Annotated in this window: 13 protein-coding genes; 4 read left to right on the top strand and 9 right to left on the bottom strand. The window is 71.1% G+C overall.

What is annotated here, in order from left to right; genetic code table 11:
• Positions 1–122: 122 nt before the first annotated feature.
• Complete coding sequence (locus tag ABZT93_RS14760; RefSeq protein ID WP_356103839.1) at positions 123–1,292, bottom strand: steroid 3-ketoacyl-CoA thiolase; 1,170 nt, start codon at positions 1,290–1,292, stop codon at positions 123–125.
• A gap of 222 nt (positions 1,293–1,514) precedes the next feature.
• Between ABZT93_RS14760 and ABZT93_RS14765 the strand changes: the two genes are divergently transcribed.
• A complete protein-coding gene (locus ABZT93_RS14765) occupies positions 1,515–2,753 on the top strand; it encodes a cytochrome P450 (protein ID WP_356103842.1) in 1,239 nt (412 codons plus the stop codon).
• Here the strand turns inward: ABZT93_RS14765 and ABZT93_RS14770 are convergent.
• The 4 genes from ABZT93_RS14770 to ABZT93_RS14785 all read right to left on the bottom strand — a co-directional run bounded on the left by ABZT93_RS14770 (position 2,740) and on the right by ABZT93_RS14785 (position 7,929).
• Entirely contained in the window at positions 2,740–3,903 is a 1,164-nt protein-coding gene (locus tag ABZT93_RS14770) for an NAD(P)-binding domain-containing protein (protein WP_356103845.1), read from the bottom strand. The genes ABZT93_RS14765 and ABZT93_RS14770 overlap by 14 nt on opposite strands.
• Positions 3,900–4,121, bottom strand: a complete 222-nt coding sequence (locus tag ABZT93_RS14775) for a tetratricopeptide repeat protein (RefSeq protein ID WP_356103848.1) — start codon at positions 4,119–4,121, stop codon at positions 3,900–3,902. Before ABZT93_RS14775 ends, ABZT93_RS14770 begins: the two co-directional genes overlap by 4 nt.
• A gap of 78 nt (positions 4,122–4,199) precedes the next feature.
• Entirely contained in the window at positions 4,200–5,858 is a 1,659-nt protein-coding gene (locus ABZT93_RS14780) for a response regulator transcription factor (protein ID WP_356103850.1), read from the bottom strand.
• Positions 5,859–5,922: 64 nt separating this feature from the next.
• The gene (locus tag ABZT93_RS14785; RefSeq protein ID WP_356103853.1) at positions 5,923–7,929 is read right to left on the bottom strand and encodes a bifunctional glycosyltransferase 87/phosphatase PAP2 family protein; all 2,007 of its coding nucleotides are present in this window, start codon (positions 7,927–7,929) and stop codon (positions 5,923–5,925) included.
• Positions 7,930–8,239: 310 nt separating this feature from the next.
• Between ABZT93_RS14785 and proP the strand changes: the two genes are divergently transcribed.
• Together proP and ABZT93_RS14795 are read left to right on the top strand one after the other, a co-directional pair.
• A complete protein-coding gene (gene proP, locus ABZT93_RS14790) occupies positions 8,240–9,604 on the top strand; it encodes a glycine betaine/L-proline transporter ProP (protein WP_356103855.1) in 1,365 nt (454 codons plus the stop codon).
• Positions 9,605–9,691: 87 nt separating this feature from the next.
• Complete coding sequence (locus ABZT93_RS14795) at positions 9,692–10,363, top strand: O-methyltransferase (RefSeq protein WP_356103858.1); 672 nt, start codon at positions 9,692–9,694, stop codon at positions 10,361–10,363.
• A 10-nt stretch (positions 10,364–10,373) separates the two neighbouring features.
• On the opposite strand, the gene ABZT93_RS14800 is transcribed toward ABZT93_RS14795, so the two are convergent.
• The 3 genes from ABZT93_RS14800 to ABZT93_RS14810 form a co-directional block, all read right to left on the bottom strand.
• Positions 10,374–10,766, bottom strand: a complete 393-nt coding sequence (locus ABZT93_RS14800; RefSeq protein WP_356103861.1) for a hypothetical protein — start codon at positions 10,764–10,766, stop codon at positions 10,374–10,376.
• A 156-nt stretch (positions 10,767–10,922) separates the two neighbouring features.
• Positions 10,923–11,672, bottom strand: a complete 750-nt coding sequence (locus ABZT93_RS14805) for a hypothetical protein (protein WP_356103864.1) — start codon at positions 11,670–11,672, stop codon at positions 10,923–10,925.
• 6 nt (positions 11,673–11,678) lie between these two features.
• Complete coding sequence (locus tag ABZT93_RS14810) at positions 11,679–12,374, bottom strand: hypothetical protein (protein WP_356103866.1); 696 nt, start codon at positions 12,372–12,374, stop codon at positions 11,679–11,681.
• Between the two features lie 67 nt (positions 12,375–12,441).
• On the opposite strand from ABZT93_RS14810, the gene ABZT93_RS14815 reads away from it, so the two are divergent.
• The gene (locus tag ABZT93_RS14815) at positions 12,442–12,930 is read left to right on the top strand and encodes a GNAT family N-acetyltransferase (protein ID WP_356103869.1); all 489 of its coding nucleotides are present in this window, start codon (positions 12,442–12,444) and stop codon (positions 12,928–12,930) included.
• A gap of 148 nt (positions 12,931–13,078) precedes the next feature.
• Here the strand turns inward: ABZT93_RS14815 and ABZT93_RS14820 are convergent, their stop codons facing one another.
• A complete protein-coding gene (locus tag ABZT93_RS14820) occupies positions 13,079–15,121 on the bottom strand; it encodes an MDR family MFS transporter (RefSeq protein WP_356103872.1) in 2,043 nt (680 codons plus the stop codon).
• Between the last annotated feature and the right edge of the window lie 140 nt (positions 15,122–15,261).

Here is a 15,261-nt window from a genome sequence, read left to right on the forward strand (position 1 = left end):
CCCCCGTCCTGTCGGAAACGTGAAGGGCAGGGACCTGGACCCCGGCGGGACCGATCCTCACGATCGACCCCGCCGTCTCACGATCGACCCCGGCGTCCCCACCACCTTCGTCCACCGGGCCTCTACAGCCGCTGGATGATCGTCCCCGTCGCCAGCGCCCCGCCCGCACACATCGTGATCAACGCGAACTCCTTGTCCGCGCGCTCCAGTTCATGCAGGGCCGTCGTGATGAGCCGGGCCCCGGTGGCTCCCACCGGGTGTCCGAGCGCGATCGCGCCGCCGTTGACGTTGACCTTCTCCAGGTCCTGTTCGAAGACCTGGGCCCAGCTCAGCACCACGGAGGCGAACGCCTCGTTGATCTCGACGAGGTCGATGTCCTTCAGGGACATGCCCGCCTTGCCGAGGACGGCACGGGTCGCGTCGATGGGACCGTCTAGGTGGAAGTGCGGGTCGGCGCCGACCAGCGCCTGCGCCACGATCCGCGCCCGCGGCCGCAGCTTCAGCGCCCGCGCCATCCGCTTCGACGTCCACATGATCGCCGCGGCTCCGTCGCTGATCTGGGACGAGTTGCCCGCGGTGTGGATCGCCGTGGGCATGACCGGCTTCAGGCCCGCCAGCGCCTCCATGGACGTGTCCCGCAGCCCCTCGTCGCGGTCGACGAGCCGCCACATGCCCTGTCCGGCCCGCTGTTCGTCCTCGGTGGTCGGCACCTGAACCGCGAACGTCTCCCGCTTGAAGCGCTCCTCGGCCCAGGCGACGGCCGCCCGCTCCTGGGAGATCAGCCCGAGCGAGTCGACGTTCTCCCGGGTCAACCCCCGCCGCCGCGCGATCCGTTCGGCAGCCTCGAACTGGTTGGGCAGGTCGACGTTCCACTCGTCCGGGAACGGCTTGCCGGGGCCGTGCTTCGAACCCGAGCCCAGCGGCACCCGGGACATCGCCTCGACTCCGCAGCTGATGCCGACGTCGATGACCCCGGCCGCGACCATGTTGGCGACCATATGGGAGGCCTGCTGCGAGGAGCCGCACTGGCAGTCGACCGTCGTCGCTGCCGTCTCGTACGGCAGCCCGACGGTCAGCCAGGCGGTGCGCGCGGGGTTCATGGACTGCTCGCCGGCATGGGTGACCGTGCCGCCGACGATCTGTTCCACCGCGTCGGCGGGGATGCCGGCACGGCCGAGGAGTTCACGGTAGGTCTCGCCCAGCAGATAGGCGGGATGCAGATTGGCGAGCGCGCCGCCGCGCCTGCCGATGGGGGTACGGACGGCTTCGACGATCACGGGTTCGGCGGCCATGGGTGCGGGTCCTCTCCTCCGAACGGATCCATGGAACTAGTACGTGTTCTAGTTGGCGCGGTGCTTGCAGTCTGCGGACGGTCCGGCCACCACCGCAAGGGTCTTGCAGGCAATTGAGGCCTCTGCACCCCTTGCCTCTTGTAGAACCCGTTACTACCTTCACGGCAGCTCTGTTCCTGATGGATCGTCAGATCGTTTCCAGACAGCTGGAGTGAGTTGCCGATGACCTGTCCAGCACTCCCCGACGGGTTCGACTTCACCGACCCCGACCTGCTGCAAAGCCGCGTACCGCTGCCGGAGTTCGCCGAACTGCGCCGGGCCGAACCGGTGCGCTGGATCCCCCAGCCGGGGAACATCGCCGGCTTCCAGGACGGGGGGTACTGGGCGGTCACCCGGCACGCGGACGTCAAGTACGTCTCCACGCACCCGGAGATCTTCTCGTCGTACCTCAACACGGCGATCATCCGCTTCAACGAACGCATCGAGCGCGACGCCATCGACGCGCAGCGGCTGATCCTCCTCAACATGGACCCGCCGGAGCACACCAGGGTCCGCGGGATCGTCCAGCGGGTGTTCACGCCCCGGGCCATCCGCGCCCTGGAGGAACGCCTGCGCAACCGCGCCCACGCGATCGTCGAGAGCGCGTCCGCCCTGCCCGGCGGCTCCTTCGACTTCGTCACCCAGGTCGCCTGCGAACTGCCCCTGCAGGCCATCGCCGAGCTCATCGGCATTCCGCAGGACGACCGGGCGAAGATCTTCGACTGGTCCAACAAGATGATCTCGTACGACGATCCGGAGTACGCGATCAGCGAGCAGGTCGGCCAGGAGTCGGCCATGGAGGTCATCGCCTACGCGATGAACATGGCGGCCGACCGCAAGCAGTGCCCGGCCAAGGACATCGTCACGACCCTGGTGGCCGCCGAGGACGAAGGCAACCTGAACTCCGACGAGTTCGGCTTCTTCGTGCTGATGCTGGCGGTGGCCGGCAACGAGACGACCCGCAACGCCATCACCCACGGCATGCACGCCTTCCTCACCCACCCCGACCAGTGGGAGCTGTACAAGGCCGAGCGCCCCTCGACGGCCGCGGAGGAGATCGTCCGCTGGGCCGCCCCGGTCAACGCCTTCCAGCGCACGGCCACCCAGGACACCGAACTCGGCGGCAAGCAGATCAAGAAGGGCGACCGGGTGGGCATCTTCTACGCCGCCGCCAACCACGACCCCGAGGTCTTCGAGAACCCGGACGTCTTCGACATCACCCGCGACCCCAACCCCCACCTCGGCTTCGGCGGCGGAGGCCCGCACTACTGCCTCGGCAAGTCCCTCGCGGTGCTGGAGATCGACCTGATCTTCAACGCCATCGCCGACGCCATGCCGAACCTCCGCGCGGCCGGCGACCCACGCCGGCTGCGGTCGGCGTGGATCAACGGCGTCAAGGAGCTCCAGGTCACCCTGGGCTGACCCCGGTTCCGGCGCTACGGGCCGACGGCTTCCGCGAGCCGTCGGCCCGTTCCGCCACGGGTGCCCGGCCGGTGCGCCCCGCCAGATGCCGTACGACGAACTCCGCGTCCCGCCCCACGCCCTGGATCATCGACGAGGCCATCGCGTACTGGAACAGCCGCCCCACGAAGTACAGCCCCGGCCGCCCCTCGACGACCCCGCGCCGCTGCACCGGCTCCCCGTCCCCGTCGAACACGTCCAGGTCGATCCACGAGACGTCCGGCCGGAACCCGGTGCACCACAGCACGTTGGCCACCTCGGGCCGGGTGCCGTCGGCCAACTCCACCCGCCCGTCCCGCACTCCGGCCGTCCGGGCCACCCGCTCCACCCCGGCCGACTTCAGGTCCCGCGCCTTGACCCGGATCAGCGGCGCGCTGTGCGCGAGCACCCTGGGCCGCAGCTTCCGCCCCATCGGCGTCCGTACGGTCAGCACGTGCCGGAAGAGGAAGAACAGCACCGGTGTCAGCGCCCGGGACACCCGCCGCTCGATCCGCCAGGGGATCTGCCCCGGATGCGGCCCGGACAGCAGGACGCGCCGCGACGCCGACAGCTCCAGCGCGATGTCCGCCCCCGAGTTCCCGGCCCCGACGACCAGCACCGGCCCGTCCTGCAGCTGCCCCGGACCGCGGTAGGAGACGGCATGCAACTGCCTTACGTCCGGGTCGAGTTCGGCCGCGAAGTCCGGCACCTTGGGCAGCCGGTCGTACCCGGCCGCGATCACCACGTTGTCGGCGGTGTACGTCAACTCCCCGTCGGTCTCGACGACATAGCGTGTCCCGTCGTACGACAGCCTCCGCACCCGCACCCCGGTCCGCACCGGCAGCTCCGCCCAGGCCGCGTACGCCTGAAGGTAGTCGGCGAACTCGTCCCGGGTCGGGAACGCCCAGTCGTCCCCGGGGTACGGCAGTCCCGGCAGCCCGTCGAAGCGGGCGGGGCTGAACAGCCGCAGCGAGTCCCACCGCTTCCGCCAGCAGTCGCCGATCCGCTCGCCCGCCTCCAGGATCACGAAGGGACGCCCGCGGCGCGCGAGGTGGTACCCGGTCGCGAGCCCCGCCTGCCCGCCTCCGACGACCACGGTCTCGATGTGCTCGTTCTGCTGTTCGGTGCTCATGCCGGCTCCTCGGTCCTGCGGTCGGCCGCGGTTCGGCCGGCCCCCGTCCGTGTCCGGCGGTCGGCCTCGTAGATCGCCACGGCCTGCCGCAGCATCCGCTCCGCCTCGGCGTACTCACCGCTCACCCGTAGCAGCACCCCGAGTTCCGCGGCACAGTCGGCGAGCCTCAGCCGGGCCGTCCGTATCTGTTCGCGGAGGGTTCTCACGTCGTCGGACACGCTTCGATGCTCGCCGCGCGGGCCGGGCGCCCGCATCGACAGCAATGCCCATTCGGCCCGGGCACGGCATGGGTGGTTCTACGCAGAGCCGTCCTGCCCGAGCAGCCCGTGCTCGAAGGCGTACGCCGCCACCGCGGTACGGGAGCCCACGTCCAGCTTCCCGAAGATGTTGCTGATGTGCCGGGCCACCGTCTTCTCGCTGAGGACCAGCTCGGTGGCGATGGCGTGATTGGTCCGGCCCTGCGCGAGCAGCCGTACGACTTCGAGTTCGCGGGGTGAGAGGACCAAATCGCCACCGCCCACCAGCCGTGCCACCCGCTCCCCGTCCGGCCCGGCGCCGAGCCGCTCGAAGGTCTGCCGGGCCGCCTCGAACTCCAGCACCGCGCAGTCCTCGTCCCCGAGAGCCCGGCAGGCGAGCCCCACCAGCACCCCGACCCGCGCCGCCTCGTACGGCACCTCCAGCTCCCGCCAGAGCCGCCCGGCCTCGCGCAACGCGGGCAGCGCCTCTTCCGCGGCCCCCTCGGCCAGGCGCACGGCACCCCGCGCCTGCCCGGTCGTCGCCCGCAGTGCGGCGGCCCCGTGGGCGTCGGCGATCAGCGCGAGTTCGTCGACGGCACGGGCGGCCTCGGCGAGGTCGTCCCCGGTGTCCTCGGGCCTCCCGCCCGCCAGCAGCACCTCCACCGCCGCCGCCAGCAGCCGCGCCCTGCGCCCCGGCTCCCCGGTCTCCGCCAGGGCCCTGCGCACCGCCGCCAGCGCCGTCGGCCGCCGGCCCTGGGCGAGCCGGAGCAGGGCCAGGCCTGGCTGGGTGTCCCAGCCGTAGCGCAGGGTGTCACGGTAGGCCTGCTCGGCCTCCGGGTACGCGCCCCGCAACCGGTGCAGCTCGGCGAGCTGGTAGTACGCGCAGCCGGCGACGGCCTCCCCGTACCCCGCGGTGAGCTGGGCGCAGGCGAGGCGGGCCTCGTGGACGGCGTCCGGCCAGTCGCCGCCGAGCTGGAGGAGGGCCGCCCGGTGCACCCGGCACAGTCCCCGGTAGGCGCCGGAGAAGTCGGGCTGGGCGGCGCACCACTCGGCGAGGGCCTCGCTCCACTCCTGGGCGCGGCGCAGTTCCTGGAGGTCCTGGCAGGTGCCGATGACGACGCAGTAGACCATCCCGGTCATCCGGGCCGACATCGTCCGTTCGGCGACCGCCACCATCGCCTCGTCCAGCTGGGCGAGACCCGCCACGGTCTCGCCGTTGCTCACCAGCGCGAGTCCCAGCGTCATCGCCGTGCCGGCCACGAGATCGGCGTCCGCCCCGGCCCCGACGGTGTCGGCCAGCCGCCGGGCGACGTCGATCATCGGCCCGTGCTCACCGGCCCGGAAGTGCAGCTCGGCCTCCAGCATGAGCAGATAGGCGCACTCCTGACAGCCGGGATCGCTCTGCGCCAGCCGCCGGGCCCGCCCCAGCCAGGCCCCCGACTGCGCGAACTCCCCACCCCAGGCCAGCCCCTTGCACAACCAGTAGGCACACCGCAGAGCCGCCCCCACGGCCCCGGCCTCGGCGTACGCGCTGAAGGCCCGCCGCAGCAGCACGATCGCCTCGTCCCCGTGCCCCAGCATGTCCGCGGCCTCGGCCAGCAGTTCGACGTCCCCAAGATCGAGCGGCCGTACGGTATCGGCGGCCCCGAGCAGCGCATAGGCCTCACCCCAGGCCTGCCGCCGCCCGGCGTCCCGCCCTTCGGCCAGCTCCAGGTCCACGGGCCCATTGCACCGCGCCGGACCGTCCCCTGTCATCCGACGGCACCCCTCGGGGGCGCGGGTCTCACCGCTTCACGAGCGCCCGCTCCTCATCCGCCTCCACAGCAACACGCACCACCCGCGCCCGCGGCCCCTGGAACAGATACGACAACCCGAACCCGCCGGCGACCACGGCCGCCCCGCCCACCGCGTCCAGCACCCAGTGGTTCCCGGTGGCCACGATCGCCGACACGGTGAAGAACGGATGCAGCAGCCCCAGCCCCTTCATCCACCACTTCGGCGCGACGACCGCGATGACCACCCCGCACCACAACGACCACCCGAAGTGCAGCGAGGGCATCGCCGCGTACTGGTTGGTCAGCGCGGTCAGGGTCCCGTAGTCCGGCTTGGAGAAGTCCTGCACGCCGTGCACGGTGTCGATGATCCCCAGCGCCGGCATGAGGCGAGGCGGGGCGAGCGGGTAGAGCCAGAACCCGACAAGGGCGAGCAGGGTCGCGAGGCCCAGTGAGGCACGGGCCCACCGGTAGTCCACCGGGCGCCGCCAGTACAGGACGGCGAGCACGCTCAGCGGGACGACGAAGTGGAAGGACTCGTAGTAGTAGTCGAAGAAGTTCCGCAGCCAGTCGACCTTGACGACCGTGTGGTTGACCCAGTGCTCGATGTCGATGTGCAGCAGGCGTTCCAGGTCGTAGACCTGCTGGCCGTGCTTCTCGGCGGTGGCCCGGCCCGCCGAGTTGCTGCCGCCGGTCGCCGCGAGTCTGACCTGCTGGTAGGCGGCGTACGTGACCCGGATCAGCAGCAGTTCGAGGAGCAGGTTCGGCCGCGTGAGCACCCGCCGCAGGAACGGCAGCAGCGGTACGCGCCGGAACCGGGCGGGAACCGCGGGGGCGTGCTGGGTGGGGATCGGCGTCTGGTAGTACGGCGAAGTGCGCGACAGGAAGGGGATCACGGTGGCGGCGGCGAGGGCGGCCAGCAGCACCATGTTGTTCCGCAGGGGGTACAGCGCCGCGATGTGCGGCAGCAGCATCTTCGTGGGCAGGGTCATCACCACGACGACGGCGACCGGCCACACGTACCGGTCGGAGGCCCGCTTGCCGACCCGCCCGACGACCGCGAGCAGCACCCACAGCAGCTGGTGCTGCCAGGTGGTCGGCGAGACGGCGATCGCCGCGCACCCGGTGACGGCGACGGCGAGCAGCAGCTGGCCGTCGCGGGCGTAGCGCACGGCCCGGCGCACGCCCAGCGTGGCGACGGCCGCGCCGAGCACCAGGAAGAGCGAGATCTCCAGCGGCCCGGCCACGCCCAGACGCAGCAGCAGGCCGTGCAGGGACTGGTTGGCGAGGTCGTCGGCGGGCCCTCCGAGGCCGGTGCCCGCGATGTGGTGCACCCAGTAGGTGTACGAGTCGTGCGGCAGGGCGGCCCAGGCGAGGGCGGTGCCCGCGGCGAAGGTGGCGGCCGTGGTGAGGGCGCCCCGGCGGCGGCCGGTGAACCAGAGCAGGGGCGCGAAGAGCAGGACCGTGGGCTGGAGGGCGGCGGCGAGACCGATGAGCACTCCGCTGACCCGCTCACCCCGTACGACGAAGCAGGCGACGAGGACCAGCAGGACCGGCATGATGCTGGTCTGCCCGAGGTAGAGCGTGTTGCGTACGGGCAGCGACAGCATGAGCAGGCTGATCGCGACCGGCGCGGCGAGCAGGGAGGTGCGGCGGCCGACCGGCTGGGGCAGGGCGCGGGCGGCGACGAGACCGAGGGCGACGACCAGGAGCAGGGTGCCGAAGGTCCAGCCCCATCCGAGGGCCTGCTCGGCGGCGCGGGTGAGCGGCTTCAGGACGAGTCCCCCGAACGGGGTACCGGTGAACTGCGTCGAGTCGTACAGCGAGCCCTTCACATGCAGGACGCCGTCCGGGCCGACCCAGGTCTCCAGGTCCGTCAGCCGCTCGCCTCTGGGGGTACGGAGGACGACGGCCACCTCTCGTAGGGCGAGGACGGCCGCCACCAGCCACAGGACGAGCCTGGCCGCACGCAGCCGCGCCTGGATCTCGGTGGCCCCACTGTGCTCCGCATTCGCCACGCCGCGTCGGCCTCTCGTCCCGTTCGTGCCATGCCTCCGTGAAGAAGGACGCAGGCCACCCCCGCGTCACCTGACGTCCGTCTCCATTTGTCCGAATGACACTAGTCCGCCGGGCGGAGCGTCGCGCAGCCAGGCGCGAGATGGATCACACGCGCGCCGGGAAGGCGCGTCCCTGAGCAGGCGCAGGGTACCTGCATACAGCACGTTTATTTACGGTCCGCGACCGGACTTGAGCAGCACGTAAGCCCGGCAAGTCCGCCTATGGTCGCTTTTTGCCCTTGTCCCCGTCGAAAGGCAGGCGAGCGAAGTTTTGCCGAGTGCCCCCGCTCTCACCCATCCTGTCCGCACCCCCCGTGACCCCGGCACCCCCGAGGCCGTCACCGTCGACCCGGCCCTCGTGAAGCGCGCCGTGAAGGCCGCCGCGCTGGGCAACGCCATGGAGTGGTTCGACTTCGGTGTCTACAGCTACATCGCCGTCACTCTCGGCAAGGTCTTCTTCCCGTCCGGCAATCCGACCGCCCAGCTCCTGTCCACGTTCGGCGCCTTCGCCGCGGCCTTCCTGGTCCGCCCGCTCGGCGGACTGGTCTTCGGCCCGCTGGGCGACCGCGTGGGCCGCCAGAAGGTCCTCGCCGTGACCATGATCATGATGGCGGCCGGCACCTTCGCCATCGGCCTGATCCCGTCGTACGCCACGATCGGCGTCGGCGCCCCGCTGCTGCTCCTGGCCGCCCGCCTGGTCCAGGGCTTCTCGACCGGCGGCGAGTACGCGGGCGCGTCCACCTTCATCGCCGAGTACGCGCCCGACAAGAAGCGCGGCTTCCTCGGCAGCTGGCTGGAGTTCGGCACCCTGGCCGGATACATCGCCGGCGCGGGCCTGGTCACGCTGATGACGGCCCTGCTGTCCACCGAGGACCTGGTCTCCTGGGGCTGGCGGATCCCGTTCCTGATCGCGGGCCCGATGGGTGTCATCGGCCTCTATCTGCGGCTGCGCCTGGAGGAGACCCCGGCGTTCGCGGCCGAGGCGGAGAAGGCCGAGTCGAGCCGCCGGAAGGTCCCGCTGCGCGAGATGATCACCGGCCAGTGGCAGGCCCTGCTGCTGTGCGTGGGCCTGGTCCTGGTCTTCAACGTCACCGACTACATGCTGCTGTCGTACATGCCGAGCTATCTGACCAGCGAGCTCAAGTACGACGAGACGCACGGTCTGCTGGTCGTGCTCGCAGTGATGGCGCTGATGATGGTCGTCCAGCCGTTCGCGGGCGCGCTGAGCGACCGCGTCGGCCGCCGCCCGGTGATCGCCGCGGGCTGCGCGGGCTTCCTGGCCCTGTCCGTCCCGGCCCTGCTGCTGATCCGCCAGGGCAGCCTGTTCGCGATCGCGCTCGGCATGGGCGCTCTGGGCCTGCTCCTGGTCTGCTTCACGGCGGCGATGCCGTCCGCCCTCCCGGCCCTCTTCCCCACCCGGGTGCGCTACGGCTCCCTGTCGGTCGGCTTCAACGTCTCGGTGTCCCTCTTCGGCGGCACGACCCCGCTGGTGGTGACCGCGCTGATCGGCGCGACCGGGAACATGATGATGCCCGCCTACTACATGATGGCCGCCGCGGTGATCGGCGGTGTGGCGGTGTGGTTCATGACGGAGTCGGCGGGCCGGCCGCTGCCCGGCTCGCCCCCGCAGAAGTGAATTCCCTGACAGGGCGTGGGAGCGCGACTATATTCATTAGCGCAACTAGTTAGCCACTCTAACTAGACATATGAAAGGCACAGGTGCATGAGCGAGTCGCAGCTCTGGGACGACGTCGACGACTACTTCACCACCTACCTCGCGCCCGAAGACGACACACTCCGGGCGGCCCTGCGCGACAGCGAGGCCGCCGGTCTCCCGTCCATCGCCATCACGGCGCCACAGGGCAAGCTCCTGCAGCTCCTGGCCCAGATCCAGGGCGCCCGCACGATCCTGGAACTCGGCACGCTCGGCGGCTACAGCACGATCTGGCTGGCCCGCGCCCTGCCCGCCGACGGCCGCCTGGTCTCACTGGAGTACGAGCCGAAGCACGCCGAGGTCGCCAACCGCAACATCGCCCGCGCGGGCCTCGACAAGGTCGTCGAGGTGCGGGTCGGCCCCGCCCTGGAGTCCCTCCCCCAGCTGGCCGACGAGAACCCGCCCCCCTTCGACCTGGTCTTCATCGACGCCGACAAGGCCAACAACCCGCACTACGTGGAGTGGGCGCTGAGGCTCACCAGCGCGGGCAGCCTGATCATCGTGGACAACGTCGTACGGGGCGGCCGGGTGGCCGACCCCGACAACCCCGCCCCCGACGTCCGGGGCACCCGCACCGCCCTCGAGCTGATCGGCGGGCACCCCAGGTTGAGCGCCACCGCGATCCAGACGGTGGGCAGCAAGGGCTACGACGGCTTCGCGCTGGCGCGCGTGCTGCCGTGAGCCGGGACGCTCACGCCTCGTGGTAGAAGCCGACGTTGACGCTGCGCGGGGCGGTGCGGTCGCGGATGACGATCTCGCCGTTGCCGCCCCGGGGCAGCGTCACGGAGCCGCCGTAGACCAGCGGCTGGGCGTAGGCCCCGGCCACGAGTTGTACCTCGGACGAGGGATCGGGCTGCGAGCCCTGGAGCCAGGTCACCTGCCAGACGCCCTCGGGCCCGCACAGGAACTCCAGGTGGACCCGGGAGACGAACAGCCAGTCGTCGGGAGTCGCGAGCCGGCACACGGACTTGTCCCGGCCCACACGCAGCACGGTGCCCGGGTCACTGGGTGCGTCGGCCATCTGCATCCCGGCCGTGGCCCCCTCCTCCGCCGCGCTGACGACGGCCATGGTGAGTTCGAGCACGTGCGCTCCTCCTGGAAGGTTCCTGCGCGGCAACCACGTCGGCTCGCCGCCGCCGCATGATAAATCGCCCGGCACGGCGGTGTCCGGCGCAAGGCACCCAAAGCGGCCTGCCGCCCGAATCCGGGCGGCAGGCCGTTCGTACGTATGGACGATGTGTCAGCTGTGCAGCAGCCGCTCCGTCAGCTCGCGGTAGTCCCGCAGCGCCAGCCGCAGTTGCTCGGTGTCGCCGGCGCTCATGGCCTTGTTCTGGCCGCCGTCGCCGCTCTGCCAGGAGTTGCGCAGGGTGCGTCGGCGCTGGGTCACGGCCTCGGTGAACCGGGCGGCGGCCTCCTCCAGCACGTGGTCGGCCTCCTCGACGGCGGACCGTGGTTCGTCCACGAACCCGGCGACGGCGTGCTGGAGCCGCGTGCTGAGCTTGTCGCACTCGTCGTGCGGCAGCAGCCCGGCTTCGTGGCCTTCGTGGCCCAAGTGGCCCTCGTGGCCGATGGAGCCCTCGTGCCTCTTGTGGCCGGAGGGGCCACCCACTCCCGTCCCGACACCGCCGACGGCGTCGGCGGAACCGGCGTCCCGCCCCCGCTCGGTCTCGCGGCCGAAACCGGACGTCTTGTCACGGACGGCGGCGGAGCCGCCGCCGAAGCCGCCCTCGTCACCGACGCCGGGCCCGCGCCGCTCGGCGCCGGTGGTGCCCCGCTCGGCGCCGGTGGTGCCCCGCTCGGTGCCGGTGGTGCCCCGCTCGGTGCCGGTGGTGCCAGCCGGACGTTTCTCCTGGTCCAGGTCCGGCGCCTCGGTCTCGGTGGGTGTCACCAGGGGGCTGTGCGAACCCGCGGGGTCGTTGCCCGTACCCCTGCCGGTCCGTCCCTCACCCCGGGCCCCGTCGGCGCCCGGCCTGCTTGTGGCATCCGTCATGTCAGCTCAACTCCCCTTCGCGTGACGCCTGTTGAATGCCCCCGGCAGAAGTCCACGGCTGTCATGGCGACCGTCGCGGGGCTGACCCGCGCGCGCCTGGGACTCGCCGTTGGGTGTACGGGACTCCTCGCGGCTCCGCGGCGGGCCCACGAGATCCTCGAAGAGGGCCCGCGCCTCGACCATGGCGGCGCGCATGTCCTCCGTGTCCGTCCGGCCGTCGCCGTCCTGCCGGGCGTTGGTGTGAGCACTGACCACCGCGTGCACCCGCCGGTAGCCGTGCACATGGTCCGCGTGATGCACGGACAGCGCGTTGAACTGTTCGTCGTACTGCCCGCCGCCCGGGAAGCCCCGGGCCTCGGCGAGCTCGGCGAGCAGCCGGTCGGCCTCGGCGACGGCCTCCCGAGGGGAGTCGACGAAGCGTTCCTGGGCGGCCGTCCAGCGGTCCTCGTACCGCTGGCGCTCCGCCGGTTCGAGTGGCTGCTCGCGCAGGGATCCGTGCCGCTCGACGCGCTCGGCGAGTTCGCGCTCGGCGGCCTTCTCGTCCCCGTCGTGCCGGGCCACGGTACGGTCGTATTCGGGCCCGAAGCGTCGCTTCAGGCCCCGGCCGTGCTGCGCGCCCCGGCCACGCAGGGACAGGACGGCCGCCACTACGACGACGGCCGCCACGATCACGATCAGAGCGATGATCAGGCCTGTTGACATAACTGCCGGGTTGCCGTGAACGGTTCGTTCAAACCGTCTCCGCATATGTGCACGCGACAATCAGGCCATGACCTGGACCGTCACTCCGGAACATCCCAACTCCCCCACGGCAGCGGCCCTCTGGCGCGCCTACTACACGGAGGTCAGCGACCGCTACTACCTCCTCCACGAGAACCGCAGGACAGATCCGGCGGAGCTGGAGAGGGAGGTGGCGAGACACACGGGCGGCGAACTGACGCCTCCGAAAGGCCTGTTGCTGGTGGCCAGATACGCGGGGGAACCGGCCGGCACGGCGGGTATACGCCTGCGCTCCGACGGAAGCGCCGAGCTCACCAGGGTCTATCTGCACCAGGGCATGCGCGGCAAGGGCGGCGCGGCCCTCCTCGTCGCGGCGGCGGAGTCCGCGGCCCGGGACCTGGGCGCGACCCGCCTGGTCCTGGAGACCCGCAAGGACCTGACCGAGGCCCTGGCCCTGTACGCGAGACTCGGTTACGAGGAGATCGAGCCGTACAGCGACGACATCTACGCGGACCACACCCTGGGCAAGACGCTGTAGCGAGAAGGGCCGGGCCCACCGAACCCGCGCAGGCCGCCGCAGGCATTCAGGGGCGCGGCTGTATCAATATGCGGCTCCGCCGCGTGAGCGCGACCAGCCCCCACCGGTCCGCACCCACCCGACAACCGAACCCGGAACCGCCCGCCCGTCACAGCCGCGCCGCGGGCCCCTCACGCGGCTGTTCCCGGTCGGAGCCGCAGAGTTCGTCGTTCAGGTCCTTCACCAGCTGGGCGAGATCCGTGGGCCGGTCGGGCCCCCACCAGTCCCCCAGCAGCTCCCCCAGCGACTCCTCCCGAGCCGAGGCGAGCCGCGCGGCGACCTCCTGCCCCGGCTCGGTGAGCGTCAGATCGAGGCCCTCCCTGGACGCGAGCCCCCGTCCCTCCACCTGCCGGGCCGCCTCGATGATCGCGCTCAGCGGGACGGACGTACGGTCCGCGAGCAACGCCGGCTCCACCCACCCGTACTTGCGCATGCGCAGCACGAGCCAGCTCGACGCGGGCAGCAGGTCGTACCCGGCCCGCACGGTGATCTCCCGGTAGATCTCCCGCCGCCCCTCCCGGGTCCCGAGCACCGACAGCGCCCGGCACACCTCGTCGTAGGACGACCGTTCCACGGGGTTGCTGGCCAGCGTCTCCGTGACGTCGGGCGCCGTGACCGACCCGCGCAGCCGGTCCTCCTTGAGGAACCACGCGAGCACGAACCCGAGGAACGCGACGGGCGCGGCGTAGAGGAAGACGTCGGTGATCGAGGAGGCGTACGCGTGCAGTGCCTCGGGCCTGAGCGAGCCCGGGAGGTCCGCGAGCCCCCGGGAGTCGGCCTCGATCCCCGACACCGAGACGCCGGGCGGCAGTTGGGCCCCGCGCAGGGCCTCGGCCAGTTTGTCCCCGAGCCGGTTGGCGAAGACCGTGCCGAAGATGGCGACGCCGAAGGACGCCCCGATGGACCGGAAGAAGGTCGCGCCGGACGTGGCGACGCCGAGATCCTCGTACGAGACGGCGTTCTGCACGATCAGCACCAGCACCTGCATGACCAGCCCGAGCCCCAGCCCGAACACACAGAAGTAGATGCTCATCCGCCAGGTGGAACTGCTCTCGTCCAGCCGGTGCAGCAGCAGGAGCCCGAGCGTGGTGACCGCGGTCCCGGCCACCGGGAACACCTTCCAGCGCCCGGTACGGCTGACGATCTGCCCGGACACGGTCGAGGACAGCAGCAGACCGAACACCATGGGCAGCATGTGCACCCCGGACATGGTCGGCGAGACCCCCTGCACCACCTGGAGGAAGGTGGGCAGATAGGTCATGGCCCCGAACATCGCGAACCCGACGATGAAGCTGATGACGGCGGACAGGGTGAAGGTCCGCACCCGGAACAGCTTCAGCGGCAGCACCGGCTCGGCGGCCCGCCGTTCGACCGCCACGAACGCGACCGCCAGCAGCACCCCCAGCACCGCGAGCCCGACGATCTGCGGGGACCCCCAGGCCCAGGTGTTGCCGCCCAGCGAGGCCACCAGCACCAGGCAGGTGGCGACGGCGGCGATGAGGAAGGTTCCCGGATAGTCGATGACGTGCTTCGTCGACTTACGGGGAATGCGCAGGACGACAGCGATCACGGACAGCGCGACCACGCCGACCGGAAGGTTGACGTAGAACACCCACCGCCAGCTCAGATGCTCGGTGAAGAGCCCGCCCAGCAGCGGTCCGAGCACACTCGTCGCCCCGAAGACCGCTCCGAACAGTCCCTGGTAGCGTCCGCGTTCGCGCGGTGGGACGAGGTCGCCGACGATCGCCATCGACAGCACCATCAGCCCGCCGCCGCCCAGCCCCTGCAGCGCCCGAAACGCGATCAGCTGGGTCATGTCCTGGGCCATGCCGCACAGCGCCGACCCGATCAGGAAGATCACGATCGCGGTCTGGAACAGCCGCTTGCGCCCGTACTGGTCACCGAGCTTGCCCCACAGCGGGGTCGCCGCCGTGGAGGCCAGCAGATACGCGGTCACCACCCACGACAGATGCTCCATGCCGCCGAGGTCGCTGACGATGGTGGGCAGCGCGGTGGACACGATCGTCTGGTCCAGCGCGGCGAGCAGCATGCCGAGCAGCAGCGCCCCGATCGAGACGAGGACATTGCCGGACACATGGGGTTCTCGCGCGTCTCGCACATCCTCCGTCATACCGTGCGCATCCGCGGCCATGAAGACCTCCCGAGGCTCCAGTCGTCCCTCCATCGTGGTCGGTGTGACCGGTTACGGCCTGTTGAGTCCCATTGGAAGCCGATATTCCGGGGGCTTGCGAAAGTCGGCTGTGGAGGGGTTCTGCATAATCTCTGGAGTTT

The organism is Streptomyces sp. NPDC005303 (assembly GCF_040607335.1).
GTDB lineage: Bacteria > Actinomycetota > Actinomycetes > Streptomycetales > Streptomycetaceae > Streptomyces.

Coding starts and splice junctions, on each gene's coding strand:
- ABZT93_RS14760 (WP_356103839.1), bottom strand. CDS start 1,292: ATGGCCGCCGAACCCGTGATCGTCGAAGCCGTCCGTACCCCCATCGGC.
- ABZT93_RS14810 (WP_356103866.1), bottom strand. CDS start 12,374: ATGTCAACAGGCCTGATCATCGCTCTGATCGTGATCGTGGCGGCCGTC.
- ABZT93_RS14820 (WP_356103872.1), bottom strand. CDS start 15,121: ATGGCCGCGGATGCGCACGGTATGACGGAGGATGTGCGAGACGCGCGA.
- ABZT93_RS14795 (WP_356103858.1), top strand. CDS start 9,692: ATGAGCGAGTCGCAGCTCTGGGACGACGTCGACGACTACTTCACCACC.
- ABZT93_RS14805 (WP_356103864.1), bottom strand. CDS start 11,672: ATGACGGATGCCACAAGCAGGCCGGGCGCCGACGGGGCCCGGGGTGAG.
- ABZT93_RS14770 (WP_356103845.1), bottom strand. CDS start 3,903: ATGAGCACCGAACAGCAGAACGAGCACATCGAGACCGTGGTCGTCGGA.
- ABZT93_RS14765 (WP_356103842.1), top strand. CDS start 1,515: ATGACCTGTCCAGCACTCCCCGACGGGTTCGACTTCACCGACCCCGAC.
- ABZT93_RS14815 (WP_356103869.1), top strand. CDS start 12,442: ATGACCTGGACCGTCACTCCGGAACATCCCAACTCCCCCACGGCAGCG.